General features: G+C 63.7%; 26 protein-coding genes. 16 read left to right on the top strand and 10 right to left on the bottom strand.

Annotated features, from left to right (window positions below):
* Positions 1-2: 2 nt before the first annotated feature.
* The 3 genes from K3177_RS15415 to K3177_RS01690 are packed head-to-tail and all read right to left on the bottom strand — an operon-like array spanning position 3 to position 2,885.
* On the bottom strand, positions 3-131 hold the full coding sequence (locus K3177_RS15415) for a hypothetical protein (RefSeq protein WP_282099628.1): 129 nt from the start codon (positions 129-131) through the stop codon (positions 3-5).
* Between the two features lie 34 nt (positions 132-165).
* Positions 166-1,158 carry an agmatine deiminase family protein gene (locus K3177_RS01695; RefSeq protein ID WP_221596618.1) on the bottom strand — a complete coding sequence of 331 codons (993 nt, stop codon included), beginning with the start codon at positions 1,156-1,158 and terminating at the stop codon, positions 166-168.
* Positions 1,159-1,172: 14 nt separating this feature from the next.
* Positions 1,173-2,885 (bottom strand): M28 family metallopeptidase, encoded by a 1,713-nt coding sequence (locus K3177_RS01690; RefSeq protein WP_221596617.1) that lies wholly within the window; start codon positions 2,883-2,885, stop codon positions 1,173-1,175.
* Between the two features lie 106 nt (positions 2,886-2,991).
* On the opposite strand from K3177_RS01690, the gene glnE reads away from it, so the two are divergent.
* The 8 genes from glnE to K3177_RS01650 all read left to right on the top strand — a co-directional run bounded on the left by glnE (position 2,992) and on the right by K3177_RS01650 (position 13,579).
* Positions 2,992-5,673 carry a bifunctional [glutamate--ammonia ligase]-adenylyl-L-tyrosine phosphorylase/[glutamate--ammonia-ligase] adenylyltransferase gene (gene glnE, locus K3177_RS01685; protein ID WP_221596616.1) on the top strand — a complete coding sequence of 894 codons (2,682 nt, stop codon included), beginning with the start codon at positions 2,992-2,994 and terminating at the stop codon, positions 5,671-5,673.
* Complete coding sequence (locus K3177_RS01680) at positions 5,670-6,143, top strand: peroxiredoxin (RefSeq protein ID WP_221596615.1); 474 nt, start codon at positions 5,670-5,672, stop codon at positions 6,141-6,143. Before glnE ends, K3177_RS01680 begins: the two co-directional genes overlap by 4 nt.
* Positions 6,140-6,940, top strand: coding sequence for a ferritin-like domain-containing protein (locus K3177_RS01675; RefSeq protein ID WP_221596614.1), 801 nt, complete (start codon positions 6,140-6,142; stop codon positions 6,938-6,940). The genes K3177_RS01680 and K3177_RS01675 overlap by 4 nt, the downstream gene beginning before the upstream one ends.
* Before the next feature lie 136 nt (positions 6,941-7,076).
* Positions 7,077-7,757 carry a M23 family metallopeptidase gene (locus tag K3177_RS01670; protein ID WP_221596612.1) on the top strand — a complete coding sequence of 227 codons (681 nt, stop codon included), beginning with the start codon at positions 7,077-7,079 and terminating at the stop codon, positions 7,755-7,757.
* A gap of 151 nt (positions 7,758-7,908) precedes the next feature.
* Positions 7,909-9,456, top strand: coding sequence for an acyl-CoA synthetase (locus K3177_RS01665; protein WP_221596610.1), 1,548 nt, complete (start codon positions 7,909-7,911; stop codon positions 9,454-9,456).
* Positions 9,456-10,760: a cytochrome P450 gene (locus tag K3177_RS01660; protein WP_221596608.1), complete on the top strand. Its 1,305-nt coding sequence runs from the start codon at positions 9,456-9,458 to the stop codon at positions 10,758-10,760. Before K3177_RS01665 ends, K3177_RS01660 begins: the two co-directional genes overlap by 1 nt.
* Positions 10,761-11,187: 427 nt before the next feature.
* The gene (locus tag K3177_RS01655) at positions 11,188-11,820 is read left to right on the top strand and encodes an OB-fold-containig protein (RefSeq protein WP_221596606.1); all 633 of its coding nucleotides are present in this window, start codon (positions 11,188-11,190) and stop codon (positions 11,818-11,820) included.
* Between the two features lie 70 nt (positions 11,821-11,890).
* Positions 11,891-13,579 carry a flotillin domain-containing protein gene (locus tag K3177_RS01650; RefSeq protein WP_475609441.1) on the top strand — a complete coding sequence of 563 codons (1,689 nt, stop codon included), beginning with the start codon at positions 11,891-11,893 and terminating at the stop codon, positions 13,577-13,579.
* 55 nt (positions 13,580-13,634) lie between these two features.
* On the opposite strand, the gene galU is transcribed toward K3177_RS01650, so the two are convergent.
* The gene (gene galU, locus K3177_RS01645; protein ID WP_221596602.1) at positions 13,635-14,525 is read right to left on the bottom strand and encodes a UTP--glucose-1-phosphate uridylyltransferase GalU; all 891 of its coding nucleotides are present in this window, start codon (positions 14,523-14,525) and stop codon (positions 13,635-13,637) included.
* Between the two features lie 136 nt (positions 14,526-14,661).
* On the opposite strand from galU, the gene murA reads away from it, so the two are divergent.
* Together murA and K3177_RS01635 are read left to right on the top strand one after the other, a co-directional pair.
* Entirely contained in the window at positions 14,662-15,945 is a 1,284-nt protein-coding gene (gene murA / locus K3177_RS01640) for a UDP-N-acetylglucosamine 1-carboxyvinyltransferase (RefSeq protein ID WP_221596599.1), read from the top strand.
* Between the two features lie 62 nt (positions 15,946-16,007).
* Positions 16,008-16,229, top strand: coding sequence for a hypothetical protein (locus K3177_RS01635; protein ID WP_103023950.1), 222 nt, complete (start codon positions 16,008-16,010; stop codon positions 16,227-16,229).
* Positions 16,230-16,261: 32 nt separating this feature from the next.
* Here K3177_RS01635 and K3177_RS01630 read toward each other — a convergent pair whose 3' ends face one another.
* Positions 16,262-16,522, bottom strand: coding sequence for a ribbon-helix-helix domain-containing protein (locus tag K3177_RS01630; RefSeq protein ID WP_420493660.1), 261 nt, complete (start codon positions 16,520-16,522; stop codon positions 16,262-16,264).
* A gap of 88 nt (positions 16,523-16,610) precedes the next feature.
* Between K3177_RS01630 and K3177_RS01625 the strand changes: the two genes are divergently transcribed.
* Positions 16,611-17,348, top strand: coding sequence for a helix-turn-helix domain-containing protein (locus tag K3177_RS01625; protein ID WP_221596598.1), 738 nt, complete (start codon positions 16,611-16,613; stop codon positions 17,346-17,348).
* A 42-nt stretch (positions 17,349-17,390) separates the two neighbouring features.
* Here K3177_RS01625 and phbB read toward each other — a convergent pair whose 3' ends face one another.
* Together phbB and K3177_RS01615 are read right to left on the bottom strand one after the other, a co-directional pair.
* The gene (gene phbB / locus K3177_RS01620) at positions 17,391-18,116 is read right to left on the bottom strand and encodes an acetoacetyl-CoA reductase (protein ID WP_103023952.1); all 726 of its coding nucleotides are present in this window, start codon (positions 18,114-18,116) and stop codon (positions 17,391-17,393) included.
* A gap of 113 nt (positions 18,117-18,229) precedes the next feature.
* Entirely contained in the window at positions 18,230-18,994 is a 765-nt protein-coding gene (locus K3177_RS01615) for a hypothetical protein (protein WP_301643216.1), read from the bottom strand.
* 333 nt (positions 18,995-19,327) lie between these two features.
* On the opposite strand from K3177_RS01615, the gene K3177_RS01610 reads away from it, so the two are divergent.
* The 4 genes from K3177_RS01610 (at position 19,328) to holA (ending at position 23,901) form a co-directional block, all read left to right on the top strand.
* The gene (locus K3177_RS01610; RefSeq protein ID WP_221596596.1) at positions 19,328-19,777 is read left to right on the top strand and encodes a DUF3576 domain-containing protein; all 450 of its coding nucleotides are present in this window, start codon (positions 19,328-19,330) and stop codon (positions 19,775-19,777) included.
* A gap of 76 nt (positions 19,778-19,853) precedes the next feature.
* Positions 19,854-22,370 (top strand): leucine--tRNA ligase, encoded by a 2,517-nt coding sequence (leuS, locus tag K3177_RS01605; RefSeq protein WP_221596594.1) that lies wholly within the window; start codon positions 19,854-19,856, stop codon positions 22,368-22,370.
* A complete protein-coding gene (lptE, locus tag K3177_RS01600; protein ID WP_221596592.1) occupies positions 22,370-22,858 on the top strand; it encodes an LPS assembly lipoprotein LptE in 489 nt (162 codons plus the stop codon). Before leuS ends, lptE begins: the two co-directional genes overlap by 1 nt.
* The gene (gene holA / locus K3177_RS01595) at positions 22,855-23,901 is read left to right on the top strand and encodes a DNA polymerase III subunit delta (protein WP_221596590.1); all 1,047 of its coding nucleotides are present in this window, start codon (positions 22,855-22,857) and stop codon (positions 23,899-23,901) included. The genes lptE and holA overlap by 4 nt, the downstream gene beginning before the upstream one ends.
* A gap of 10 nt (positions 23,902-23,911) precedes the next feature.
* Here holA and K3177_RS01590 read toward each other — a convergent pair whose 3' ends face one another.
* The 3 genes from K3177_RS01590 to K3177_RS01580 are packed head-to-tail and all read right to left on the bottom strand — an operon-like array spanning position 23,912 to position 25,770.
* Positions 23,912-24,460 carry an LptA/OstA family protein gene (locus K3177_RS01590; protein ID WP_221596588.1) on the bottom strand — a complete coding sequence of 183 codons (549 nt, stop codon included), beginning with the start codon at positions 24,458-24,460 and terminating at the stop codon, positions 23,912-23,914.
* Positions 24,460-25,128, bottom strand: coding sequence for an LPS export ABC transporter periplasmic protein LptC (locus tag K3177_RS01585; protein WP_221596586.1), 669 nt, complete (start codon positions 25,126-25,128; stop codon positions 24,460-24,462). The genes K3177_RS01590 and K3177_RS01585 overlap by 1 nt, the downstream gene beginning before the upstream one ends.
* A 24-nt stretch (positions 25,129-25,152) precedes the next feature.
* Entirely contained in the window at positions 25,153-25,770 is a 618-nt protein-coding gene (locus K3177_RS01580) for a ribonuclease D (RefSeq protein WP_196847145.1), read from the bottom strand.
* Positions 25,771-25,849: 79 nt separating this feature from the next.
* On the opposite strand from K3177_RS01580, the gene ung reads away from it, so the two are divergent.
* Positions 25,850-26,533: a uracil-DNA glycosylase gene (ung, locus tag K3177_RS01575; RefSeq protein ID WP_221596584.1), complete on the top strand. Its 684-nt coding sequence runs from the start codon at positions 25,850-25,852 to the stop codon at positions 26,531-26,533.
* Positions 26,534-26,547: the final 14 nt, after the last annotated feature.

Here is a 26,547-nt window from a genome sequence, read left to right as displayed (position 1 = left end):
GCTCAGAAGGGGAGGATAGGTCCGGCGAGTGCCAGAGCAAGACCGCAGCCGCTGACGATCACGGCACGCGCGATATTCGCCACCGGAAACGGGGCGAAATGTGTGCGGGCGAGTGCGATTGCATGGGCCATTGCCGCATTCTGGGCCTGAACCCCTAACGAAGTATTAAGGCCGCCACCCGGCCGATGGCATTTGCTGGCTTGCACAATGGAAACCGCCTCCGCCGGCAAGCACGGCATCACCGGCAAGTCCGATTGTCGCGCGGTCGGGAAACAGCTCAGCGATAGCCGCAACGCCCTCCGCATCATGCGGGCTCCCGAACGTCGGCACGACGACGAGATAGCTGGTAATGGCGAAATTTGCATAGCTTGCCGGCTCGACGTGGTCGCCGCTGGTTACGAGGCCGGGCGAAGGGATATCCTTTACCGTGACCCTGGCATCCTCGGCACGCTGCTTGGCATCGGCATAGATTGCGGCGTTGGGATCGTTTTTGCCCATCGCGCGGGGTAGGCAGAGCGTATTGGCAGCCACGAAGCGGGCAAGATTGTCGACATGCCCGTCGGTGTGATCGTTGATCAGTCCATCGCCCAGCCAGAGAACACGGTCGAAGCCGAGGTCGCGCCGCAATCGATCTTCGATTTCGTCCTTTGTAAGCTGCGGATTTCGGTTGGGGTTGAGCAGGCATTGTTCGGTCGTTACGACCAGCCCCGTACCGTCTCCGTCGATCGCACCGCCTTCCAGGATCCAGTCCGCGACCTCGAGCGGCAAGCCGGCATCCCTAGCCAGTTCTGCGCCGACCGTCTGATCGCCTTCCATTAGATATTTGCCGCCCCAGCCGTTGAAGCCGAAGCGCTGCGCACAACGCTCGCCATTCTCATGGCACAGCACGAGCGGACCGGTATCGCGCAGCCAGATGTCGCCATAGGCACGCTTTTCCAGAACGACGCTACCGGTTACCAGCTGGCGCGCGCGCGCTTCATTGGCGCCGTCCTTTACCAGCAGGCGGACCTCCTGACCGCTTTCGGCAACGGCATTCGCAAAAGCAGCGATCTGCTCTTGGGCGCGTGGAAGCGTGTCGGGCCATTCCTTCGCATCATGAGGAAAGCCGATCCACAGCCAGTCCTGCGGCGCCCATTCGGGCGGCATCCGAAAGGTCATGGATCGGTTCCTGCTTATGGGGCTTCAGGCTTGCCGCAGAGCGCGCCATCGACGGCGCAATCTTCGTCGCGCGTCGCCTTGAACTCGTCACCCTCGACCCAGTTCGGCCAGCTGGTCGAATCGCCAAGCATCCTGCCGATGCGATAGAACAGGCGCAGGTCGGCCATTACGCCCGACCAGTCCCAGTTCGGATCGTATTCGTCCTTGGGCCCGTGATAACGGTTGTCGCGATAATCGGCCTGGACGGCTGCGCCCGCTTCCTTGCCCCCGTCGACGAGATCTTCGCCGCCGTCGAGGTAGAGCATTGGCACGCCTCGCTTCGCGAACGCGAAGTGGTCCGAGCGGTAGTAATAGCCCGCTTCGGGGTTCGGATTGGGCGTCGTTACCCGGTCATCGCTCATCAGCGCCTTGTCTAGGAACAGGTCGAGCTGCGATTTGCCCGGCCCAACGACGGTCACATCCTTCGCCGGACCGGCCACCAGGAACGCATCCATGTTGATACCGCCGACCGTCTTGTTGAGCGGGAAGACCGGGTTTGCAGCGTAATAATCGGCACCGAGCAAGCCGGATTCCTCGGCAGTGACCGCCAGGAACACGAGACTGCGTTTGGTCGGCCCCGCTTTCGCGTGCGCTTCGGCCAAAGCTACGAGAGCAGCAGTGCCGGTGGCGTTATCGACTGCTCCGTTGCAGATGTCGTCGCCATCGGGTGCCGGCGTGCAGCGGCCCAGGTGATCCCAGTGTGCCGTGTGCATCACATATTCGTCGGGACGCTCGCTACCGGGAAGAATGCCGATCACGTTCTTGGATGCGAATGTACGAATGTCGTTGCGGAAGCTCGTCGATGCCTTGAGGCCGAGTGGGACCGCCTTGAAATCGTCCTTGCGCGCAGCAGCCATCAGATCGTCGAGATCCTGACCCGCAGCGGCGAGAATTTCACGGGCCTTCTCCTTCTGCACCCAGCCGTTCAGCTTTGTCATCGGAGGAGGATTGTCGCCGCGGTCGGCGTATGCCTGAGGGCCCGACCAGCTGCTTTCGACGACGTTCCAGCCATAGGCGGCAGGTTCGGTGTCGTGGATGATGATAGCGGCCGCCGCGCCCTGCCTTCCGGCTTCTTCGTATTTGTACGTCCAGCGACCGTAATAGGTCATCGCCTTCCCGTTGAAGGGGCCGTCCAGGGTTTCGGCGCCGAAGTCCGGATCATTGACGAGAATGACCGCGGTCTTACCCTTCATGTCCAGGCCTTCGTAATCGTTCCAGCCCTTTTCCGGTGCGTTGATGCCGTAGCCCACGAATACCAGCTCGCTGTCATCGAGTTTGGTTTCCACGTCTTCGCGATATGTCGCACCGACCCAGTCGGTGGCGTAATTGAGCTTGATATCGCCATTGTCGCCGCCTGAAATTGTAAGCGGTGCGAAATCCTTGCCGGTAATCTCGACCAGGGGCACATCCTGCACCCAGCTGCCATTGTTGCCAGGTTCGAGGCCAGCTTTTCCAAATTCCTCGATGAGATAGGCGATCGTCTTTTCTTCGCCAGCCGTGCCGGGGGCGCGCCCTTCGAATTCGTCGGAAGAAAGCCGCTCGGTCACGCGCTTCATCGTTTCTTCGGACAGGGTCCCGTCGGCCACATCGGGCAGATCGAGCGCGGCATCGGGGCTTTCCACGTCCTGGCCCATCGAACAGGCCGACAGAATGAGCGCGGCGGCCGCACCGATCGTAAAGCGTTTCATGGGAGAATTTCCTCTCTTCGCATCTCGCATTCGGCGCGCTTCTTGTCAGCATGGCGGCGTAAGGGCAAGCTTGCGCCGTGCGTCGCGGGGAGGCAGGGGACAGGCGATGGCTGTCGACTGGACCTCAGCGCTGGACCGCGCCCTTGCCCATGCACCATTCCTCGCGCGCGCGCTCGAGCGTCGGCCCGAACTGGCCGAGTTGCTGGCCCAGGGGGATGGCGAGGCGGCCCTGCGCGCTGCCAAGCGAGTAAGGGAAGGCAGTGCGGCAAGCGCGCTGCGCGACGAACGGCTCGGCCTGGCCCTGGTGCTTGCGATCGGCGATCTGGCCGGGGCGTTCGACCTCGACAAGGTCATGCGGGAATTGTCGACCTTTGCGGATCGAGCGCTTGATCGGGCGCTGAACACCGCCATGAACAGTCGTGTTCCGGACGCCGAACCGTCGGGAATGATAGGGTTGGCGCTCGGCAAGCACGGGGCTGGCGAGCTTAACTATTCCTCCGACATCGACCCCATCCTGCTTTACGATCCCGAGAAGCTGCCACGGCGCGAACGCGACGAGCCGGGAGAGGCGGCCCAGCGGTACGCCCGCGAAGTCGTGCGATTGCTGTCAGATGTGACGAGCGAGGGGTACGTTTTCCGGGTCGATCTGCGCCTGCGCCCCGCATCGGAAGTGAGCCCGCTTGCCATTCCGCTGAACGCCGCCATCACCCATTACGAAAGCTCGGCACTGGCGTGGGAGCGGGCGGCTTTCATTCGCGCACGCGCCTGTGCCGGCGACATTGCAGCCGGCGAAGAGTTTCTCGATCATATCAGGCCATTCGTCTGGCGCAGGAGCCTTGATTTCGGTGCGATCGATGAAGTCCGCCGGCTGACCCACCGCATTCGCGATCAGCACAGCGGTCCCAGCGTTCCGGAGCCCGGCTACAATTTGAAGCTGGGTCGCGGCGGCATCCGCGAGATCGAGTTCTTCGCCCAGACCCATCAGCTGATCCACGGTGGACGCGACCCCTCCCTCAGATCGCGAGGCACGCGGGCGGCACTGGATGCGCTGGCTGCCACCGGCCGGATCGGCGAGGAAGACGCGAGGGCGCTCGGCGAAAGTTACGACGGCCTGCGAACGATCGAGCACCGCCTGCAGATGGTCGGCGACAAACAGACGCATTCGCTTCCCGCAGGTGATGCGCTGGACAATGTGGCGCAGCTGCATGGTCTGGCTGACGGCGCAGCGCTGGTGAAGCATGTGCAGGATCTTGCGCGACCGGTCGCCGAGCGTTTCGACGCACTTCTCGATGAGGACAGGATTTCCGTACCGGCTAGCGCGCCGCACGTTCTGGCAGGCGATGCGGCCGAAGGCGATGTGCCAGCAGAATTGGTCGATCGGATCGCGGGTTGGACCGACGGGAAATATCAGGCGCTGCGCAGCACCGCGGCTCTCGGCGCTTTCGAAGCCATCCGTCCGGATCTGATCGCGTCGATTTCCGGATCGCCAGATCCCGATGCAGCCGTCGTGCGCTGGGAGGGTCTTATCTCCCGATTGCCGAGCGCCATAAACCTGTTCCGCCTGCTCGAGGCGCGGCCAGGATTGTTCGCCCTGCTTGCCGATTGTCTCACGCTGGCGCCGCCTCTGGCGGACGAACTTGCCCGGCGACCGAACCTGCTCGATGCCCTGATCGACCGGACAGCTCTCGATCTGCCGGGCAGTGTGAATGACATCGTCGCCCGGATGGGAAGGCGCGAGCGTGGGGATGATTACGAAACGCGGCTCGACCGGCTGCGCGTCGTCACCAGCGAGACGCGGTTTGCGCTGGGGGTCCAGCTGATCGAAACGGCGCATGACCCGCTGGATATCGCCGCGGGCCTGTCGCGCACGGCGGAAGCAGCCCTTCAGGTTGCAGTCGATGCGGCCGAAAGCGAGTTTGCGTTAAAGCACGGACGCATCGCTGGCAGCGAACTGGTGGTGGTGGGCCTCGGGCGGCTGGGGGGTGGTGCGCTGACGCACGCTTCGGATCTCGACATCATCTATCTTTTTACAGGTACGCACGAGGGCGAATCCGATGGGGAGCGGCCGCTTGGCGCAACGCTGTATTTCAACCGGCTTGCCCAGCGAGTCACGGCAGCGCTCAGTGTCCCGACTGCGCAGGGCGCGCTCTACGAGGTGGACACCCGGCTGCGCCCCCAGGGCAATCAGGGGCCATTGGCGGTAAGCGTGGAGAGTTTTGCGCGGTATCAGCGCGAGGATGCCTGGACGTGGGAACACATGGCGCTGACGCGTGCCCGGGTGCTCGTCGGTAGCGACGCTGCCCGCCAGCAGGTCGGTGACGTCGTGACGTCCATTCTTCGCGGCGAACGGGCCGGTGATGCCCTGCGTGACGATGCCCTGAAAATGCGCACTGAAATGGCGGCCCACAAGCAGGCGCGCGGGTCGCTTGACGCCAAGCTGTTACGGGGCGGCCTGGTCGATATCGAGTTTCTCGTCCACCTCCTCCAGCTGCGGCATCGCGAAGCACTGACGCCGCATCTGGACGAGGCGATAAGCCAGTTGATCGAGACGGGCCGCTTACCCGGGACGATCGCCGAAGCGCACAGTCTGATGACACGCCTGCTGGTGGGGACGCGTCTGCTCGCGCCCGATCTCGAAAAGCCCAAGTCTGCGGCAGCCGCCTTGCTCGCCCGGCAGAGCGGGTGCGAGGATTATGACGAGCTGATACAGCGTCTACATGAGGCACGCCGTGATGTCGCGGCGGCGTGGCGGAACATATACGGTGAAACCCTGGAGATAGACGAATGACGACGACCTACGGCGAAGGCGATGCCTTTCCCGAATTCGAGATGGAAACGCCGGACGGCGGTACCGTCACCAAGGCTGACCTGTCCGGCAAAAAGGCAGTGATCTTCTTCTATCCGAAGGACAACACACCGGGCTGCACCACCGAAGCCAAGGATTTTTCCGCTCTCAAGGCGGCATTCGACAAGGCGGACGTATCCCTCCTCGGGGTCAGCAAGGATTCGGCCAAGAAGCATCAGAACTTCATCGCCAAACATGATCTGGCCGTCGATCTTGCGACCGATGCGGCAGACGGCGGGCTGTCGGACGAGTTGGGTGTCTGGACCGAGAAACAGATGTACGGGAAGACCTATATGGGCATGGTCCGGTCGACCTTTCTTATCGGTGGAGACGGCCGGATCCTGCGCGTTTGGCCAAAGGTGAAGGTCAAGGGGCACGCCGAAGAGGTGCTGGAGGCTGCAACCAAGGCATGACGGGACCGCGCCGATCCGTCGCCAGTGCCATTCGCGATGCGCTGCTCACGGGCGAGGCGAAGGCCAAGGTCTTCGCCGCCCGCCAGGTGGCGCGCGACTGGCGGCTCGGACGGCTGGATTTCGTGTTCGAGGTTACAATGCCGGATCGTCCGGAATGGCCTGATCGTCTGGAACTTCTGGCACCGGGCGCCATGCCCCGTCGTGGGAAGATGGGGTCGGAACGCAATCGTGCCGCCTTGTGGCACGCGCTCGCCCATATCGAATTCGTCGCTATCGATCTCGCGCTGGATATGGCCGGCCGCTTCGGTGAAGCGATGGGTCCCGACTTCGTTTCGGACTTCCTCGAAGTTGCTGCCGACGAGGCGATGCATTTCGCGCTGCTGTCCCGAAAACTTGATTCGCTGGGGTGGTCCTACGGGGCGTTGCCTGCGCACGACGGGCTGTGGAGCGCGGCTCAGGACACCGCTCACGATGTTGCGGCGAGGCTGGCGATCGTTCCCATGGTGCTCGAGGCGCGCGGTCTGGACGTCACACCGGCCACATTGGCAAGGGTTCGCGCGCAAGGTGATGAAAACGGGGCGAAAATTCTCGAACGAATCCTTGACGATGAAATTCGTCACGTTGCCGCAGGGTCAAAGCACTTTCATGCGATCTGCGAAATGCGCGCGCAGAACCCGCAGAAAACATGGCAAAATCTGGTCGGAATGCATTTCGCGGGTGGTTTGAAGCCGCCGTTTAACGACTCAGCGCGTTTCGCAGGCGGCCTGCCGCGCGACTATTACGCGGGTATTGCCTGATTAACCTTTTCACCGATAACTCGAACTCACGAGACGCCGGGGGGTTCCGGCAGTGACTTAAAAGGTGGGTTCGACACGGGACGTCGGGTTCACTCAGGATCGAAAGGCGCGCAAAGCGCCAGATGGACGGGTTAGCATGATCACCAAGCGCAATACGCTTGCTCTCGCAGTAGTGGCCAGTTTCGGCATCGCAGCAGCTCCGGCTCAGGCGCAGGAAACCAACACCGCTGCTGCAGTCGGTGCGATCGACATGAGCAAGGTGGCTGCTCCTACCCAGACCGGCGAAGATGCCCAGTTCAAGCAGCTGTTCGCACAATGGGACAATCTGGATCGCGCTACTCCGGCAGCGACCAGCGTTTCGGTTCCCTCGCGCATGCCGCTCGATAACACCAAGCTGACCAGCGATTACGGAATGCGCACCCACCCGGTTCTGGGCGGACGTCGCAATCACAAGGGCGTCGATCTGGCCGCACCCGTCGGCACACCGATCTATGCTACCGCCGATGGCTATGTCAGCAAGGCCGAATGGTTCTCCAGCTACGGCAAATATGTTTCGATCGAACACGGTGCGAACCTGCAGACCTGCTTCGCACATATGTCGGATATCGCTGTAAAGGCCGGCACCCGCATCAAGAAGGGCGACATCATCGGCTATGTCGGCTCGACCGGTCGTTCGACCGGCCCTCACCTTCACTATGAAGTCCGCGTCGACGGCCAGGCCGTGAACCCGGTTCCCTACATGGTCGAATCGGAAGCCCAGCGTGCATTCGCTCTGGCGACGGGCACGGGTGGCCAGGGCGACGGCGACGACAACTGATTTTCGGGCCTTCGGGCTTCGCAAAAGGGCGGCGGGAGCGATCCTGCCGCCTTTTTTCTTGCCCGTGCGGATGGGTTAGGTAGGTTTCTTCTCGAAACTGGAAGAGTCCCCTCGTCGAGAAGGGGGCCACCGGAGAGGAGAAAGCAAGCCAATGCACCCCATCGCCCATGCGCAGACGCGCCCGGACCATCCCGCCATCATCATGGCCCCCAGCGGCGAGACCGTAACATTCGGCCAGATGGACAATTACGCCAATCGCTTTGCGCAACTGCTGCGGTCGCGGGGCTTGCAGCGCGGCGATCACTTTGCCGTGTTGATGGAGAATAACTCCCACTATCTGCAGGTCGTCTGGGGTTCGCAGCGTGCGGGCACGATGATGGTGCCGATTTCCACCCGGCTGACCGCGCCCGAGATCTGCTATATTCTGAAGGATGCGAACGCCAAATTCCTGCTGACGACCCGCAGGTTCGCCGATGTGATCGAGGGCATCCGCGGCGATTGCGCCGATCTGCCGCTGCTGATTGTCGGCGGCGAAGGCGATGAGGATTACGATGCGGCCCTTGCAGCGCAGCCCGCGGAGCCGATCGCGGATCAGGCGCCGGGCCAGTACATGCTCTATTCCTCCGGCACGACCGGAAGGCCCAAGGGGGTGAAGCCTGCGCCGCCAGTGGATGAGGACATCCAGGGCGTCAATCCGCTGGTCGGGCTGGCAGTCATGGGGGCGGGCATGCCGGCAGACGGCAGCATGGTCTATCTCTCCCCCGCGCCGCTCTATCATGCCGCGCCGCTTGGCTGGTGCACGACCGCGCAGCGCCTGGGCGGCACCGTGGTGGTGATGGAGAAATTCGATCCCGAACTCGCGCTCGCCACGATCGAGCAATACCGCGTGACCGACAGCCAGTGGGTGCCCACGCATTTCGTCCGGATGCTCAAGCTCGATCCCGAACTTCGCACCCGCTACGACCTGTCCAGCCACAAGCGCGCACTCCACGCCGCCGCGCCGTGCCCCGTTCCGATCAAGCGCGAGATGATCGAATGGTGGGGCCCGATCATCAACGAATATTACGCCGGGTCGGAAGGGATCGGCATGACGCTGATCAAGGCCGAGGACTGGCTGGACCATCCCGGCAGCGTGGGCAAGGCGATCCATGGCACGCTGCATGTCTGCAATCCCGATGGCGAGGAAGTACCGGCCGGGCAGGATGGGCTGCTGTTCTTCGAGAACGAGAATATCCCGACCTATCACAACGATCCCGACAAGACGCGCGAGGCGATGCATCCAAAGGGCTGGATGACGCTGGGCGACATCGGGCATCTCGATCCTGACGGCTATCTCTACCTGACCGACCGCAAGAGCCACATGATCATTTCGGGCGGGGTGAACATCTATCCGCAGGAGATCGAGAACCTGCTCGTCACCCATGACAAGGTGATGGATGCCGCGGTGATCGGCGCGCCCTGTCCCGATTTCGGCGAGAAGGTGGTGGCGGTGATTCAGCCGATGGACATGGAGGCCGCGGGCGACGCGCTGGAGGCGGAACTGCGCGATTTTCTGGCGCCCAGCCTGTCCAAGATCAAGATGCCCAAACAGTTCGACTTCCGCCCGCAACTGCCGCGCGAGGCGAACGGCAAGCTCTACAAGCGCGAGTTGCGCGATGAATATCTCGCCAAGGCGGAGATCGAGACGGAGCAGGCCTGATGGCCACGCAGGAAAGGAGGCCCCGGCTGGACCCGGCTACCGCCCGCCAGGTCATCGACCCGTCCAGCTATGCCGAGTGGGACGGACTGCTCGATACCTTCGACCGCCTCCGCGCCGAAACACCCGTCGCCTGGGTCGAGCCAGAGGACGGCGGCGTCCATCCGCCGTTCTGGCTGGTCACCCGCTATGACGACGTCATGCGCATGTCGAAGGACAATGCCACCTTCCTCAACAACCCGCATACCGTGGTCTTCAGCCTGACCGAGGGCATCGAATTCGCCAAGGCGTTCAGCGGCGGGAGCGAGCATATGGTTGCCAGCCTGGTGACCTTCGATGCGCCGATCCACATGAAATACCGCAAGCTGACGCAGGAATGGTTCATGCCCAAGAACCTGCGCACGGTCGAAGACGAGATTCGTGCCATCGCGCACGCAGCGGTCGACCGCCTGCTGGCAGGCGGCGGGGAAGCCGACTTCGTCAAGACGGTGGCCGCGCCCTATCCGCTGCATGTGGTGATGCAGATCCTCGGCGTGCCGGAGGAAGACGAGCCGCGCATGCTGATGCTGACCCAGCAGATGTTCGGCGGCAGCGACGAGGATCTCAACCAGTCCGGCATGAAGGACCTGCCGCCCGAGGCGATTACGCAACTGGTGGCAGGCGCGGTCAAGGACTTCGAAGCCTATTTCGCCAAGCTCACGGCAGAACGCCGGGCCAGCCCAACCGCGGATGTTGCCAGCACCATCGCCAATGCGGTGATCGACGGCGAGCCGCTGAACGACCGCGACATGATGGGCTATTACATCATCCTGGCCGCCGCGGGGCACGATACGACCAGTGCCAGTACGGCAGGCGCCATGCTCGCCCTGGCGCGCGATCCGGAGCAATGGGCCCGGGTGCGCGCCGATCGCAGCCTGCTGCCGGGTATCGTCGAAGAGGCGATCCGCTGGACCACGCCGGTCCAGCATTTCATGCGCACTGCCGCCGAGGATACCGAGGTCGGCGGCCAGCCCATCGCCAAAGGCGACTGGCTGATGATGAACTATGTCGCCGCCAATCACGACCCGGCGCATTTCGAGAACCCGCGCCGCTTCGATGCCGCGCGCAGCCCCAACCGGCACCTCGCCTTCGGGGCGGGCGCACACCAGTGCCTCGGCCTCCACCTCGCCCGGCTGGAAATGCGCATCCTGTTCGAGACGCTGCTCGACCGGATCGAGACGGTCGAACTGGCAGGCGAACCGGCGCGCAGCAGATCGACCTTCGTCGGCGGGCTGAAGACCCTGCCGCTGCGCTTCACCCCGGCCTGATTCGCCCGGCAGCTGTTCCGCTTCGCGCCGCGATGGGCCGAGACATGGACCGGGTGTTACACAGTCCAGGGGCAAAAACCTGTCGGTTTACGCAAGATCGCGTCAGCTTGCGCGGAAAGGCGTTGGCTTGCGCAGAAACGGCGTCAGCTTGTGCGAACCGGATGTCGGCTTGCGCAGGCGAAATGTCGGCTTGCGACGCGTACGTGTAAACTTGCGGCCTGGCAGACTGGGCGCGGCCGCGGGTGATGGACGGTAGGAAAGAGCCGCCGCGAAGCTAGCAGGCCAAGCGCTTGTAGGAAATCCACCACCTTCTTGCGGTACGCTGCATCCGCGCCGCGAATTTGCTATCGCTGAGCGAGCCCGGTTGCTACGCCTAAAGCACCGTAAAAAGGACAGAAACGAGCATCGCCATCAGGGGGACAGGGGGATGACCATCTTCGAGCCGCATAACCTGCCCTTCGCCGTCGCGCTGGCGGTGATGCTGGCGCTGGCGGCGATCCAGTTGGTAGGTCTTGGCGATGTCTTTGGCGGGGCGGATGTGGACGCCGATATCGATGGCGATGCCGCGATTTCTTCCGGGCCGATAGATGGCATTTTCACCCTCCTCGGTATCGGGCGGGTCCCCCTAACAATCTGGCTCGCACTTTTTCTGCTGCTGTTCGCCGGTATCGGCGTAGGTGGTCAGGCGCTGGCCGACAGCCTGCTCGGAGCGCCGCTGGACCGCTGGCTCGCTGCAGTCATGGCGGGCATTGCCGCATCACCCGTTACCGGAGTTCTGGCGCGACCGCTCGGGGCAATCTTGCCGCGCGATGAGACGACTGCAGTCTCTCTCGATGCATTGTTGGGTCGGCGAGCACGGATCACCGATGGAACTGCGCGCAGCGGATCGCCCGCCCGCGCGCAGGTTCGCGATCACTACGGCCATCCGCATCACGTCATGGTCGAACCGCACGAAACGGCCAGTGAGATGCACGCCGGGGACGAAGTATTGCTGGTTCGCCGCGAAGGCGGCAGTTTTTACGCGACAGCGCTGGCCGAGCGCCGCCTGTCGCCCGATTGATTTCTTCAAGGAGGGGTAATTGAATAATCTTGTAGAACTGGCGGTACCGGTTGGTGCGGTCGTCGTATTCATTCTGGTCGTCGGGCTGACAATTGCACGGCTGTACCGCCGCGCTTCGAAAGAAGTCGCTTTCGTGCGCACGGGCGTGGGCGGGGAAAAAGTCGTGATGAACGGCGGCGCGCTGGTGCTGCCGGTGTTCCACGAAACGATGCCGGTCAACATGAACACCGTGGTGCTGGCCGTGGTACGGCGCGACACCGAAGCGCTCATTACGCTGGACCGCCTTCGTATCGACGTGAAGGCTGAATTCTATGTCCGCGTGCGGCCCGATGCAGGCGCGATCGCCATGGCCGCGCAGACGCTGGGACAGCGCACCATGGTGCCCGAGGCGCTGAAGGATCTGGTCGAAGGCAAGTTCGTCGACGCCCTGCGCTCTGTCGCCGCCGGCATGACCATGAACGAATTGCACGAGCAGCGCGCCGACTTCGTCCAGAAGGTGCAACAGGCGAGTTCCAACGATCTCGCCATGAACGGGCTCGAACTGGAATCGGTTTCGCTAACCGGGCTGGACCAGACCAGCATCGAACATTTCAACGCCAACAACGCCTTCGACGCGGAAGGCCTGACCAAGCTGACCGAGCAGATCGAAGCGCGCAAGAAACTGCGCAACGATATCGAGCAGGACACCCGCGTCCAGATGGAAACCAAGAACCTCGAGGCGAGCCAGCGCTCGTTCGAGATCAGCCGCGATCAGGAATATGCGCGGCTGGAGCAGGAGCGTGAAGTCGAGGTCCGGCGCGCGGCGCAATCGGCCGAGATCGCCCGCGAACAGGCCGAACGCAACCGCGAGGCGGATGCTGCGCGGATCGAAGCGAAGAAGCAGGTCGATGCCCAGCAGATCGAAGCCGACCGGCTTGTCGAGGAAGCGCGGATCGACCAGCAGCGCGCGCTCGAGATCGCGCGACAGGAGCAGCAGATCGCCGTTCAGAACAAGAGCCGCGAGGAAAGCCAGGCCAAGGCCGACGCCGACGAGGCCCGCGCCAAGGCGGTGGCCGCGGAAGAACAGGTCGCTACCTCACGCGAAAGCGAGATCGCCGAGCGCCAGAAGAAGATCGAACTGATCGAAGCGTCGAAGCAGGCCGAACGCGACGCCATCAAGATCCGCGTCGATGCCGAAGCCGAAAAGGATGCTGCATCCAACCGCGCCGAGGCCGCCCGCCGCGAAGCGGAAGGCGAGGCCGAGGCCGAAAAGCTGCGCGCCGAAGCCGCCCGCGTGCGTTTCGAGGTCGAAGCTGCCGGTCAAAGGGCGATCAACGAGGCGGCCAACCTCCTGTCGTCCGACCAGATCAGCCTGCAGACCAAGCTGGCGCTGCTGAACGTGCTGCCCGAAGTCATCCGCGAAAGCGCAAAGCCTATGGAAGCGATCGATTCGATCAAGATCGTTCAGGTGGACGGGCTGACCAACGGCAATGGCAAGAGCGGGACGTCGACCACCGGAAACGGTTCGGGCAACCTTGCAAGCGATGCGGTGAGCGCAGCGCTTGCCTATCGGGCGCAGGCGCCCGTGCTAGACGGCCTGATGAAGGAACTGGGCCTCGACGGTTCGTCCTTGGACAATCTCGTGAAGGGTCCCGCAGCAGCCGAAACGTCGCTTCGTCTCGCCGAAGTGCAGGATGAACCGGCAGAAGAGACGACTAAGCCGCAGGGCAAGGCGAAGCCGGAGAAGGCTTCCGCCAAGGACGACGCCGAGGTTGAGTAAAAAAGCCAGCTAGAAGGGAGCAAGGGGGCGCCGCGGCGCCCCCTTCTTTGCCCTTTTACTCGCTCAGCAACCGCTCCGCCATCGCGCGTACTTCCGCGCCCATGTCTTCGCGTTCCATGGCGAGGGCCAGGGTTGCTTCGACGAAGCCGGTCTTGCTGCCGCAGTCGAAGCGGCGGCCGGCGAAGGTCGCGGCGTGGAAGGGCTGGTTGCCGATCATCCGGGCCATGGCGTCGGTCAACTGGATTTCACCGCCCGCGCCCTTTTCCTGGTCTTCCAGCAGGCGCATGACTTCGGGCTGGAGGATGTACCGGCCCGAAACGATCTTGTTGCTCGGCGCTTCGGCCACCGGGGGCTTTTCGACGAGACCGGTGACTTCGGTCAGCGTCTCGCTCTTCACCTCGCCGGGCGCGATGACGCCGTAGCTGGAGACGGCTTCCTGCGGCACTTCCAGCACCGAGATGAGGTTGCCGCCGACTTCGTTATAGGCATCGACCATCTGTTTCATGCAGCCGGTCCCGCCGCCCTTCTGCGCCACCATAAGCTCGTCCGGCAGCAGGATGGCGAAGGGTTCGTCGCCCACGATGGCGCGGGCGCACCAGATGGCATGGCCGAGGCCGAGCGGCACCTGCTGGCGCACGGTTATGATGTCGCCCGGCGTCGCCCGGGTCGGCTCCAGCACCGAGAGGTCCTTGCCGCGTTCGCGCATCGTGTGTTCGAGTTCGTAGGCGATGTCGAAATGTTCGACGATCGCGGTCTTCCCGCGGCCGGTAACGAAGATGATCTGTTCGATCCCCGCCTCGCGCGCTTCGTCCACCGCATACTGGATCAGCGGGCGGTCGACGATGGGCAGCAGTTCCTTGGGGATCGCCTTGGTCGCGGGGAGGAAGCGCGTGCCCAGCCCGGCGACGGGAAAGACGGCTTTCTTGATCGGCTTGTGCTGGTTCATGGCTGCAGGGGGTAAGTCGCCAGCGGTATCGGGTCAATCGACATAGGTTATGCGGCATGCGCGCTCCTGGCCCGCTGCCGTGATGCGACAGCGGCGTGACGCTTGCCAGCGGCGCTGCCTTCTCTAAGGAAGCGGCATGGACAAACTGATCATTCGCGGCGGCAATCGCCTTTCCGGTACCATCCCGATTTCGGGCGCGAAGAATGCCGCGCTCACCCTGATTCCCTGCGCGCTGCTGACCGAAGAGCCGGTGACGCTGCGCAATCTGCCGCGGCTGGCGGATATCGACGGGTTCCAGCACCTGATGGGCCAGTTCGGCGTGGCGCACACGATCCAGGGCCAGCGACCGGAAGATTTCGGTCGCGTGGTCACGCTGGAAGCGACGCGGCTGACCGGCACCGTCGCGCCATACGAACTGGTGCGCAAGATGCGCGCCTCCATCCTCGTGCTCGGCCCGATGCTGGCGCGCATGGGCGAGGCGACCGTGTCGCTGCCCGGCGGCTGCGCGATCGGCAACCGTCCGATCGATCTGCATCTGAAGGCGCTGGAGGCCTTCGGCGCGCATATCGAACTGGCGCAGGGTTACGTGAAGGCGAGCGCCCCCGACGGCGGCCTGCCCGGCGGCGATTTCGATTTCCCCATCGTGTCGGTCGGCGCGACGGAAAATGCGCTGATGGCGGCGGTGCTGTGCAACGGCACCAGCAGGCTGATCAATGCCGCGCGCGAACCGGAAATCGTCGATCTGTGCCGGTTGCTCACCGCCATGGGTGCGGAGATCGAAGGTATCGGCACGTCCGAACTGACGATTCACGGCGCCAAGCGGCTGCACGGTGCGACCTATCGCGTGATGCCGGACCGGATCGAGGCAGGCTCCTATGCCTGCGCTGCGGCGATCACCGGCGGCGACGTGCGGCTGGAAGGCGCGGAAGCGGAAGACATGGGCTCCACCCTCCACGCGCTGCGCAATATCGGCGTCGAGATCGAGAGCGACAAGAAGGGGATCGATGTGCGCGCCAGTGGGCCGCTGAAGGCGCACAACCTCACCACCGCGCCATTCCCCGGCCTTGCCACCGACATGCAGGCGCAGCTGATGAGCCTGCTGACCCGGGCCGAAGGCACCAGCGTGCTGAAGGAAACGATTTTCGAAAACCGCTTCATGCATGTGCCCGAACTGGCGCGCATGGGGGCGGACATCGAAACCGAAGGCCGCACGGCAATCGTGCGCGGGCCGGTCGACCTCACCGGCGCCGAAGTCATGGCGACCGATCTGCGCGCCTCGATGAGCCTGGTCATCGCGGGGCTTGCTGCAGAAGGCGAGACCACGGTGCGGCGGCTCTACCACCTCGACCGCGGTTACGAGCGGCTGGAAGAGAAGCTCCAGCTTGTCGGCGCGGATATCGAACGGGTTGGCGACGATTGAGGCAGCGGGTGCGGACCTTTCCGCGATGACGGGCGTTGGGTCAGCAACAAAGGAGTTTTGTCATGCTACTCAAGCTTTTGACCCTCGGCGGGCTCGGATATGCCGGCTATCGCTATTACGAAAAGAACAAATCGCAGCCGGCCTTTTCCGGCAACCAGGGCAACGCCTCGGTGCGCGACGCTGGTCCGGAATCCATGCGCGACAGTTCGGGCCGCAAATGGACGCAGGCTGACGAGGAAAGCGACCAGAGCTTCCCCGCCAGCGATCCGCCGGCCAATTACTGACCCGTTTGCTCCAGTTGGAGAGGACGAGAGTCCTAAGGGGCGGTTGGAGCGATCCAGCCGCCCCTTTCATGTGTAACCAGCCAGATGCGAATTGCCCCGGCAAGGCCCGGCGGCGTCGCGGCGCGGATCCGCTCGGCATCGATCTGGGCGACCAGCGCGTTGATCGACTGGTTGCGCGCGGCAGCCGCTGCGGTCAGCATCTCCCAGAACATGGGCTCGAGACTGATCGACGTGCGGTGGCCGTCGATCCGGACGGAGTATTTTTTCGGCGGATGGTACGGGGGCATTTCCATAAGCGGCGGCCCCTTACATCGCCGGGGCCGGGCCCGATACGATTTTTTTGGGGTGTGCGGTGAACCGTGCCGCGCCTAGGTTTCAGGCATGGCTGACGGCTATGACGAACTCACCGACAAGGAAAAGCAGACCCTGCGCCTGATGGTGCGCGGGCACGATGCGAAATCCGCGGCGAGCGAACTGGCGCTGTCGGTCCATACGATCAACGAACGCCTGCGCGCCGCGCGCCGCAAGCTGGAAGTCACCAGCAGCCGCGAGGCGGCCCGGCTGGTGCTGGAACGCGAAGGGGTGGCCCCCGAAAAACCTGTATCCAGAGATTTGGGGGATGCGGGGGCCCGGCAAAGCGATGACGATGGCGGGGCAACGGCAGGCATGCCCGCCCGCCGTCCGATCCTTGCAGGAGTCATCATCATGCTTACCCTTGCCGCAGCCGCATTGTTTCTCGTCCCCGCGGTCGTCCAGAACGACACATCTACAGGGACAACCCAATCGTCACCCAGCGATGCCGAGGTCGAAAGCGCCGCGCGGGCCTGGCTTGCGTTGCTCGATGCGGGCGACTGGGAGGCGAGCTTTGCCGCCACAGCATCCTCGTTTCGCAAAGCCAACACGCTGAAGCTCTGGAGCGATACGGCGGAAAAGGTCCAGTCCGGCCTCGGGAAGACGCTGTCGCGCGAATATATCGGGCAGGACGATGTGCCGTCGCCGCAGGGCATCACCATCGTGAAGTTCCACACGGATTTTGCCAATCGCACAGGCGTGGTCGAAACGATCTCGCTGGTGCGCGAGGATGGCGCGTGGAAAGTCGCAGGCATTTACGTGTCGTGATGGGAGAGGGCGGATGCCTTGCGCGATCCGCCCTCCCGCCGATCAATACATGTGCTGGCCACCGTTGATGCTCATGGTCGAACCAGTGACGAATTCGGCATGGTCGGAACATAGGAAGCTGACGCCGCGGGCGATTTCGCTCGCTTTGCCGAGCCGGCCGACGGGGATCTTGGCGACGATCTTTTCCAACACCGGTTCGGGCACGGCGGCGACCATGTCGGTGTCGATATAGCCCGGGGCGATGGCGTTGACGGTGATGCCGAAACGCGCGCCTTCCTGCGCCAGTGCTTTGGTGAAGCCGTGGATGCCGCTCTTCGCGGCGGCATAATTGACCTGGCCATACTGGCCCGCCTGCCCGTTGATCGAACCGATGTTGACGATCCGGCCCCAGCCGCGTTCCTTCATGCCCGAAAAGGTCGCCTTGGCGAGATTGAAACAGCCGCCCAGATTGGTTCGCATCACGGCGTCCCAGTCTTCGTAGCTCATTTTTAGCAGCGTGCCGTCACGGGTGATGCCGGCATTGTTGACGACGACGTCGATCGGGCCGTGTTCTTCCGCCACCTTGCCGCAGGCATCCTGCACCGCGTCGAAATCGCCGACGTCGAACTTGATCGTCGCAATGCCGGTTTCATCGGTGAATTTGCGCGCCGCATCGTCATTGCCCGCATAATTGGCGATGACGGTGAATTCGCGCTCGTCGCGCAGGCGTTCGCAGATGGCGCGGCCGATTCCGCGCGTGCCCCCGGTAACGATGGCCACACGTGTCATGATCTTTCTCCCAAGCTTTCCGTAGCGTTGCCACGACTTAAGCGAGGGATGCACGACGCGCCAAGTCCTTTCGCCCAGACGGGCGAGGATGCAGACGTATTTTCCGGTAGTGCCTAGAAGTTGACGCGGGTGCCGACGTAAACGGCCTGATCGTCTTCGACCCCATCGGTCAGCGGGGCAAGGCGGTTGTTATCCTTCGACAGGCGAACGCCAGCCGTCACGTTGACGTTGCCGATCACGCGATAGGATGTGCTGAGATCCACGCTCTGGCCGGGCAGGCCGTCGGGCGTGCGCAGCGAACGGGTGCCGCTGTCTTCCCGGTTGATCGCGACGCGCGAATTGAAGCGACTCGGCTTGTCGGCCTTTTCGCTCTTGTCGGGTGCAAAGGCGGCCAGATCGGGCATGCCCATGTCGCGCAGGCCGACCGAAACGGTCTTGGGCTGCGTGGGCTGCGAGAAGCTCTGGTAACCGCGGGCGACGCCGAGGTTGTAACTGGTCGGGTTGACCGCAAGAACGCGTTCGCGGTTACCGGCGGTGCCGACCGAATCGATGCCGCTGCGGATCGAAATCGCGCGGGCCGTTGCATCGTCCACCCGGACGGCCACGGTGACGGTGCGGTCCTTGCTCAGTCCCGGCTTGCTGGCCGGGGTGAAGCGAAGACCCTTTTCCCCCATCACGGCAGCGACGCGCGCAGCAAGCTGCGGATCGATCTTGGCCGGGGTGAAGGGCAGGTAGGCGATGTCTTCGGGAAGTTCCGCGGCAGCGCTGGTCTGAACGACGGCAAGGCCGGCAGCGGGAATGGAAAGGGCCAGACCGGCAGCAACCAGCGCCGCGGGTACGAACCGCGCCTTGCTCTGGTTTTTGACCGAATGTGCCACCGAATTTCTTTTCCTATGTTGCTGCACCAGTAAGCCAGAAATCCGCTGAACGGTCCCTGACTCCTGCATTAAAGGCGCAGGCGATTCCCTCTACTCCGGCAAACATCCTACCACTCGCCCATGCCTTGGCCAGCTTTTCCACAAACCCTGGTGGTAATTGACAGAAAGTGTTGCCCAGTTTCCACAAGCACGCGAACCCTAACTTGTTCCCGGGCAATGAATTAAGGCCATATTCACGCGCTGGAGACTGTGTGGGCCGCTGGCCCGTTTGCCTTGCTCCGAGGCGTGCAGGCATTATAGAGCCAAGAAACCTGCAGGATACCAAGGACCGACATGAGCGCTTTCGCAAACATCCGCCGCCCCGCAACCTTCGCCGTTGCGATCGCAGCCACGTTTGGCCTCGCGGCATGCGGTGGCGGGCGCGAACGGCCGCGGGCCGACGTCGCAGCCTCACAGGTCACCACCATCGGCGTGAACTCCTATCTCTGGCGCGCCGCGCTCGATGCGGTCAGCTTCGCACCGCTGCTGCAGTCCGACAGCAATGGCGGCGTGATCGTGACCGACTGGTACGCCAACCCCAGCAATCCGGGCGAACGGGTGAAGATGACCGTCACCATCCTCGATTCGGATCTGCGTGCCGATGCCCTGCGCGTTGCAGCAAGCCGCCAGGTCAATCAGGGCGGGACATGGGTCGATGCGCCGGTGCAGGCCGCAACCGTGCAGAAGCTGGAAGACGTCATCCTGACGAAGGCCCGCGAACTGCGCCGCGAAGCGATGGGCTGACCTGAGCAGGCATTGGCGGGCGCTGGCCTGAAAAGCGCCTTCCAATAGCCGGCAAAATCCGTAAACGCGGCTGCCTATGAGCAGCGATACCCGTTTCGATCCGGCCAGCGCCGATGCGCGCTGGCAAAATGCGTGGGACCAGGCGCAGACCTTCCGCGCCGACAGCAATTCCGCCAAGCCCAAGAGCTACGTGCTCGAGATGTTCCCCTATCCTTCAGGGCGCATCCACATCGGCCACGTGCGCAATTACACGATGGGCGACGTGCTGGCGCGCTACAAGAAGGCGGTCGGGCACGAAGTACTGCACCCGATGGGCTGGGACGCCTTTGGCATGCCGGCCGAAAACGCGGCGATGGAAAAGGGCGTCCACCCGGGCGGCTGGACCCGCGCCAACATCGAACACATGAAAGCGCAGCTGAAGCGGCTGGGCTTCGCGCTCGACTGGAGCCGCGAGCTGGCCACCTGCGAGCCGGATTATTACGGCCACGAGCAGGCGCTGTTCATCGACCTCTACGAAGCGGGCCTCGTCTATCGCAAGGAGAGCGAGGTCAACTGGGACCCGGTCGAAATGACCGTTCTGGCCAATGAACAGGTGATCGACGGCAAGGGCTGGCGCAGCGGCGCCGAGGTCGAGAAGCGCAAGCTGGCGCAGTGGTTCCTCAAGATCACCGACTTTGCCGAAGAACTGCTCGAAGGGTTGGACGGCCTCGAAAACTGGCCCGACAAGGTCCGGCTGATGCAGGAAAACTGGATCGGGAAGTCCAAGGGGCTGGAATTCAGCTTCGACCTGTCGAACGGCGAGAGACTGCCGGTCTATACGACGCGGCCCGACACGATCTTCGGCGCCAGTTTCGTCGCCGTTGCGGCCGATCATCCTGTGGCGCAGTCGCTGGACAGCGACGAGGCACGCGAATTCATCGCCCTGTGCAAGAAGGGCGGCACGACTGCCGCCGAACTGGAAACCGCGGAAAAGCTCGGTTTCGACACGGGTATCACCGCGAAGCATCCGTTCACCGGCGCGGACCTGCCGGTCTATATCGCGAACTTCGTGCTGATGGATTACGGCACGGGCGCGATCATGGCGGTGCCGGGCCACGACCAGCGCGACTTCGAATTCGCGACCAAATACGGCCTGCCGATCCCGCGCGTGGTCGCTGCCAGCGTCGAAGATGCCGGCAAGCCCTTCGCGGGCGAGGCCGAGGCGGGGGAAGGCGTGCTCGTCAACTCCGACTTCCTCGACGGGATGGCGGTCGAAGATGCCAAGCGCGAAATCATCGCCCGGATAGAACAGCAGGGCCGCGGTCAGGGCAAGACCGTATGGCGCCTGCGCGACTGGGGCGTATCGCGCCAGCGGTACTGGGGCACGCCGATCCCCTTCATCCATTGCGACACATGCGGCGTGGTGCCCGCGCCTAAGGACAGCCTGCCGATCACCCTGCCCGAGGATGTCGATTTCCAGACGCCGGGCAACCCGCTGCTGCGCCATCCGACATGGAAGCATGTCGACTGCCCCAAATGCGGCGGTAAGGCGGAGCGCGAAACGGACACGCTCGACACTTTCGTCGATTCGTCGTGGTATTTCCTGCGCTTTGCCAGCCAGCCCGCGGACAAGCCCTTCGACAAGGACGAGATCGCCAAGTGGCTGCCGGTCGAACAGTATATCGGCGGCATCGAACATGCGATCCTGCACCTGCTCTACGCCCGCTTCTGGACCCGCGCGCTGGCCCACATGGGACAGATCGATGTGAAGGAACCCTTCGCTTCGCTGTTCACGCAGGGCATGGTCACGCACGAGACCTACAGCCGCAAGACGGGCGGCAAGACCGTCTATTATGCGCCCGACGAGATCAGCCGCGAAGCCGAACGCGCGTTGCTGAAGGACGATGGCGGCGAGGTCGAGATCGGCCGTGTCATCAAGATGTCGAAGTCGAAGAAGAACGTGGTCGACCCCGACACCATCGTCGACACCTATGGCGCAGATGCCGTGCGCTGGTTCATGCTGTCCGACAGCCCCCCCGAACGCGACCTGCCATGGTCCGAAGCCGGGATCGAAGGCTGCAGCCGTTTCGTCCATCGCCTATGGCGCCTGTTCGGTGCGTTCGATGCAGGTGTTCAGGGCACCGATCAAACGCTTGATCGACATGTGCACAAGACCGTTCAGGCGGTCGCGGGCGATATCGAATCGCTCGGCTTCAACAAGGCGGTGGCGCGGATTTACGAACTGACCGGCGCGGTGGAAAAGGCACAGCCTTCTGCCAGCCGCTCGGCCGCGATCCGCACGCTGGTCCAGCTTGTCGCACCCATGATGCCCCATCTGGCCGAAGAAGCCTGGGCTTCGCTGGGCGAAACCGGGCTGGTCGCCGATGCGGATTGGCCGACGGTCGATCCAACGCTTCTGGTCGACGATGAAGTCACCATCGCCGTTCAGCACAAGGGCAAACTGCGCGATACGCTGACCGCACCCAAGGGTGCTTCGAAGGAAGATCTCGAAGCCATGGCCCTTGCCAGCGAGAAGGTCCAGCGCTCGCTCGACGGGGCAGAAGTGCGCAAGGTCATTGTGGTCCCCGACAGATTGGTGAATATCGTCACCTGATGCGTATCCTCCTCGCCAGCCTCGCCCTCGCCACACTGTCGGCCTGCGGCCTTTCGCCCATGTATGCGGGCGGCGGCAGCGGTGCGGTGGCGCAATCGCTCGCCGCGATCGAAGTGGCGCCGATCGAAGGGCGCGCGGGCTGGCTGGTGCGCAGTGCTCTGGAAGAACGCTTTGCCGCAGCGGGTAATCCCGCGCCGCGCTACCGGATCGATATCCGCCTGGACGACCGGCTCGAAGGGTTGGCGATCCTGCGCGACGATACGATCAGCCGCGAACGCCGCACTTTGCGCGCACGCTATCAGCTGACCGACCTTTCGACGGGCGAGATCGTCCTCGATGCGACCGACGGGTCGGATGCCGGCATCGACGTGGTGTCGAGCGAATATGCCGTCATCGCCGCCGAACAGACGGCGCTTGAAAATCTCTCGCAGGACCTTGCCCAGCGGATCGTGACGCGCGTCGCGCTGGCGCTTCGCAAGCAGCGGTGAAGCTGACGAACCGCGATTTCGCGGCGAAGGGGCGTTCGGCCGCGCAGGGCTGTTCGATTTTCTTCTTTTGCGGCCAGGATGAAGCCGGGGCGACAGCTGCGGCCAACGACCTAGTCACGTGGCTTCCCGAACCGGGCGAGCGGCTGGAGATGTCCGGCGGCGAGGTGAAGAACGATCCGGCCAAGCTGGGCGATGAAGCGCGCACCAATTCGCTCTTCGGCGACAAGCGTCACATCTGGATTCGCGCCAGCGGAGACGAGGCGGCAGAGGCGCTGAAAGTGTTGATCGAAACCAGCGATGCGGGGGCGGGCGAGGCCTGTCCGGTGATTGTCGTGGCCACGTCCGCCACCGACAAGTCGCGCACCGCCAAGCTGCTCGAAAAGCGCCGGGATGCGCTGGTGGCCATGTTCTATCCACCAGATCTGCCCTCCGTCACCCGCAGCGTGCGCGCATTGGCGGATGGGGCGGGCGTGCGGCTGGGCGGCGATCTGGCGGAACGGATCGCGCGCGCCGCCAATCTCGACATCCGACTGGCCAAGAGCGAAGTCGACAAGCTGGCTCTTTATCTGGATGCCAGCGCGCAAAGTCCGCAGACGGCCACCGCGGACGATCTCGATGCCATCGGCGCATCGAGCGAAGACGATGGTTTTGCCTCGCTCGTCAATGTCGTGATGGGGGGGCAGGCCGCCAAGCTCGGGATCGAACTGGGGCGGATGAAGCAGCTCGGCCTCAATCCGGTGGGCGTGCTGCTGGCCTTTGAGCGGCGTGCGGCGCAGCTGGCGCGGATCGCCGCAGCACTCGGCTCGCGCGGGTTTGGCGATCTGGATCGGGGCGAAGAGGCGCGGCTCGGCATCTTCTTCAAGGAAAAGCGCGAGATCGGGCAGCAACTGGCGCTGTGGCGGCACGGCGACAAGCTGGACCGGCTGACCCGGCGGCTCGTCTCCCTGCACCGCGAGTTGCTGACCAACAGCCAGGCGGCCGAACTGCTGCTGGCGCAGGGCCTGGCGGACATCGCCAGGGTGGCGACAGCGCGGACCCGCTAAGCGGCAGGTATCAGTTTTCGGGGACCGAGAACGTGCCTGTCACGCGGCCGCCCGACTGGCCCTGGCCGGTGACCGAGGACGATCCGCTGGCACGGCCATCAACGCTGGATACGCCGGTCGCCAGATCGATGACCAGCCGTCCGCCGTTCAGCGTATCGCCGCCGCGATTGAGGCGGACATTGCCCGCCATGGTGATGATCCGGCGGTTGAAATCATAGACCGCGGTATCGCCGCGCGCGCGCTCGTTCCCGCGGGTCACCTGGACGCCGCCTGTAGCCATGATGCGCTGGATTTTCAGCGAACCGGCATCGGTATAATTGACGATGGTGCGCGCCGCATCGAGATTGAGGCCAGCCTGCGTGATCTTCACATTGCCCGACAGGACGACGCGGTTCTGACGGTCCTGCAGTTCGATGCGGTCGGCCGCATAGCTGACCGGCGCATTGGAATTATGCCCGGCAATCGCCTGCGCCGAAAGCTGGATGCCAGCAAAGGCGGCCGCCGCGACGGCAAAAGACCCGATGCCCCAGCGGGCGATGGTGGGGAGCAACGGCTTCATCAGGGCATCCTCAGCTTTCCGGGTTCCATGCGCAAGCGCGCATTGCCTGTCAGGGTAATGGTGCGTGCCGACAGATCGGCGTTCAGGCGGTCGGCGCTGAAGGTACCGGCAGGTATGGCGCCGTCGACCCCGCCCGAACCGACGAGTTGCTTGTTCGCAAGATCGAGCGATACGCCGCGCGCGACCATGCGGTAACCGTCGGCGGCCGTCAGGCGCAACGGCCCGCGTACTGCGACGATTTCGTTATCGATACTGTATTGCCCGCCCTGCGCGACCAGCCTTGCGGGACCTTCGTCGAGCAGCAGACGCGCCACGACATCGTTCATGCGCACGATGCCTTCGGCGCTGGAGCGCTGGACCGCATCGCCCGCTGTCAGAGAGAAGGGACGGTTCTTGTTGTCGGCACCGCGATAAAGCGCATTGTCGACGCGCAGCCGCTCGTTGATGACGGCCACCTTGTTCCGATCGAGCAGGAAGCTGACTTCACCGCGCGGACTGAGCGGTGTGATCACCATCAGCGCTGCCAGCACCCCGACGCCCATGGGCAGAGCGCGCGACAGGAAAGCAACCATGCGATCGTGCGAGCCACCGGGCTCGGCCCAGTGCTGGCGCTCGCTGCGGCGCGCTTTCGCTTCCTGCGTTTCTATCCTGCGGTGCCGCGATACCATGGGTTATGCCTGACCGGCCTATCCTTACATATGGCTGAAGATGTCGTGGTCGGCCCAGCCTGCCACGTCCAGCCGCGCGCGTGTGGGAAGGAAATCGAAGCAGGCCTGTGCCATCTCGGTGCGCCCTTCGCGTTCCAGCCGACGGTCGAGTTCTTCCTTCATCCGGTGAAGATAGCGAACATCGCTTGCGGCGTATTCACGCTGCGCATCGTTCAGCACCGGGCCGCCCCAGTCGCTCGACTGCTGGGCCTTGGAGATGTTTTCGCCGAGCAGTTCCTCGACCAGCATCTTCAGTCCATGGCGGTCGGTATAGGTACGGATGAGCTTGCTGGCGATCTTGGTGCAGTAGCAGGGCGTCGCCATGACGCCGAGGTAATGCTCGATCGCGGCCAGGTCGAAGCGGGCGTAATGAAAGAGCTTCAGACGGGCCGGATCGGCCAGCACGGCTTTCAGGTTCGGCGCATCGTAACTGCTGTCGGGGCCGAACCGGACAAGGTGCTCGTCGCCCTTGCCGTCGCTGATCTGGACGACGCAAAGCCGGTCGCGGATCGTGACCAGACCCATGGTTTCGGTATCGACGGCAACGGGGCCGTCGGCGAGTACGCCTGCGGGGAGGTCTTCTTCGTGGAAATGCACTGCCATGTGCGCGGCCTTAGGCCGATTGGGGATTGGTGGGAAGGGGTGCTGGCGAGCAAAGGCGGATCGGCCTAGTCCCGCTGTCATGGCAGGCGAACCGATCCCCGAAAGCTGGCAACCCCTACTTGAACCGGTCCTGGCGACCGCAGAGGCCCGGCAACTGGGTGGGTTTCTGGTTGCTGAAGAACAGGCGGGCAAACAGATCTACCCGCCCCGCGGCTGCCGGTTGAAAGCGCTCGAACTGACGCCGCTGGACGAGGTGAAGGTCGTGATCCTGGGGCAGGATCCCTATCATGGTCCGGGTCAGGCCATGGGGCTGTGCTTTTCCGTCCCCGAAGGGGTGAAGATCCCGCCGAGCCTTGTAAACATCTACAAGGAACTGGAAGCGGACCTTGGTGTGGCGCGCGCCGATCATGGCGATCTGAGCAATTGGGCGCGGCAGGGCGTGCTGCTGCTTAATAACACCCTGACGGTCGAGGCGGCCAAGGCCGGCAGCCACGCCAAGCGAGGATGGGACGCCATCACCGACGCCTGCGTTGCAGCAGTTGCGGCCCGCGATGAACCGAGCGTGTTCATTCTCTGGGGCAGCCATGCGCAGGCGAAGGCAAAGCGGATCGCCGGCCTGCGCGAAGGGCCGCACTGCGTGATCGAGAGCCCGCACCCCAGCCCTCTATCGGCGCATCGCGGGTTTTTCGGCTCGAAGCCGTTCAGCAGGACCAATGCCTTTCTTTCAGACCATGGCCGCGAGGCGATCGACTGGGCGTTGTAATCGCTTGCCAGTCG

The sequence above is a fragment of the Qipengyuania pacifica genome (genome assembly GCF_019711555.1).
Classification (GTDB): domain Bacteria; phylum Pseudomonadota; class Alphaproteobacteria; order Sphingomonadales; family Sphingomonadaceae; genus Qipengyuania; species Qipengyuania pacifica.
The sequence above is the reverse complement of the archived record's forward strand: the minus strand, read 5'-3'. Positions and strand labels throughout refer to the sequence as shown.

Bases quoted from the DNA above. Each gene is read 5' to 3' on its own strand.
- K3177_RS01680 (WP_221596615.1), top strand. From the start codon at position 5,670: ATGACGACGACCTACGGCGAAGGCGATGCCTTTCCCGAATTCGAGATG.
- glnE (WP_221596616.1), top strand. From the start codon at position 2,992: ATGGCTGTCGACTGGACCTCAGCGCTGGACCGCGCCCTTGCCCATGCA.
- K3177_RS01665 (WP_221596610.1), top strand. From the start codon at position 7,909: ATGCACCCCATCGCCCATGCGCAGACGCGCCCGGACCATCCCGCCATC.
- K3177_RS01590 (WP_221596588.1), bottom strand. From the start codon at position 24,460: ATGAAGCCGTTGCTCCCCACCATCGCCCGCTGGGGCATCGGGTCTTTT.
- lptE (WP_221596592.1), top strand. From the start codon at position 22,370: ATGCGTATCCTCCTCGCCAGCCTCGCCCTCGCCACACTGTCGGCCTGC.
- murA (WP_221596599.1), top strand. From the start codon at position 14,662: ATGGACAAACTGATCATTCGCGGCGGCAATCGCCTTTCCGGTACCATC.
- phbB (WP_103023952.1), bottom strand. From the start codon at position 18,116: ATGACACGTGTGGCCATCGTTACCGGGGGCACGCGCGGAATCGGCCGC.
- ung (WP_221596584.1), top strand. From the start codon at position 25,850: ATGGCAGGCGAACCGATCCCCGAAAGCTGGCAACCCCTACTTGAACCG.
- K3177_RS01610 (WP_221596596.1), top strand. From the start codon at position 19,328: ATGAGCGCTTTCGCAAACATCCGCCGCCCCGCAACCTTCGCCGTTGCG.
- galU (WP_221596602.1), bottom strand. From the start codon at position 14,525: ATGAACCAGCACAAGCCGATCAAGAAAGCCGTCTTTCCCGTCGCCGGG.
- K3177_RS01660 (WP_221596608.1), top strand. From the start codon at position 9,456: ATGGCCACGCAGGAAAGGAGGCCCCGGCTGGACCCGGCTACCGCCCGC.
- K3177_RS15415 (WP_282099628.1), bottom strand. From the start codon at position 131: ATGGCCCATGCAATCGCACTCGCCCGCACACATTTCGCCCCGTTTCCG.
- K3177_RS01675 (WP_221596614.1), top strand. From the start codon at position 6,140: ATGACGGGACCGCGCCGATCCGTCGCCAGTGCCATTCGCGATGCGCTG.
- K3177_RS01690 (WP_221596617.1), bottom strand. From the start codon at position 2,885: ATGAAACGCTTTACGATCGGTGCGGCCGCCGCGCTCATTCTGTCGGCC.
- K3177_RS01670 (WP_221596612.1), top strand. From the start codon at position 7,077: ATGATCACCAAGCGCAATACGCTTGCTCTCGCAGTAGTGGCCAGTTTC.
- K3177_RS01630 (WP_420493660.1), bottom strand. From the start codon at position 16,522: ATGGAAATGCCCCCGTACCATCCGCCGAAAAAATACTCCGTCCGGATC.
- K3177_RS01625 (WP_221596598.1), top strand. From the start codon at position 16,611: ATGGCTGACGGCTATGACGAACTCACCGACAAGGAAAAGCAGACCCTG.
- K3177_RS01585 (WP_221596586.1), bottom strand. From the start codon at position 25,128: ATGGTATCGCGGCACCGCAGGATAGAAACGCAGGAAGCGAAAGCGCGC.
- K3177_RS01580 (WP_196847145.1), bottom strand. From the start codon at position 25,770: ATGGCAGTGCATTTCCACGAAGAAGACCTCCCCGCAGGCGTACTCGCC.
- K3177_RS01655 (WP_221596606.1), top strand. From the start codon at position 11,188: ATGACCATCTTCGAGCCGCATAACCTGCCCTTCGCCGTCGCGCTGGCG.
- K3177_RS01695 (WP_221596618.1), bottom strand. From the start codon at position 1,158: ATGACCTTTCGGATGCCGCCCGAATGGGCGCCGCAGGACTGGCTGTGG.
- K3177_RS01635 (WP_103023950.1), top strand. From the start codon at position 16,008: ATGCTACTCAAGCTTTTGACCCTCGGCGGGCTCGGATATGCCGGCTAT.
- leuS (WP_221596594.1), top strand. From the start codon at position 19,854: ATGAGCAGCGATACCCGTTTCGATCCGGCCAGCGCCGATGCGCGCTGG.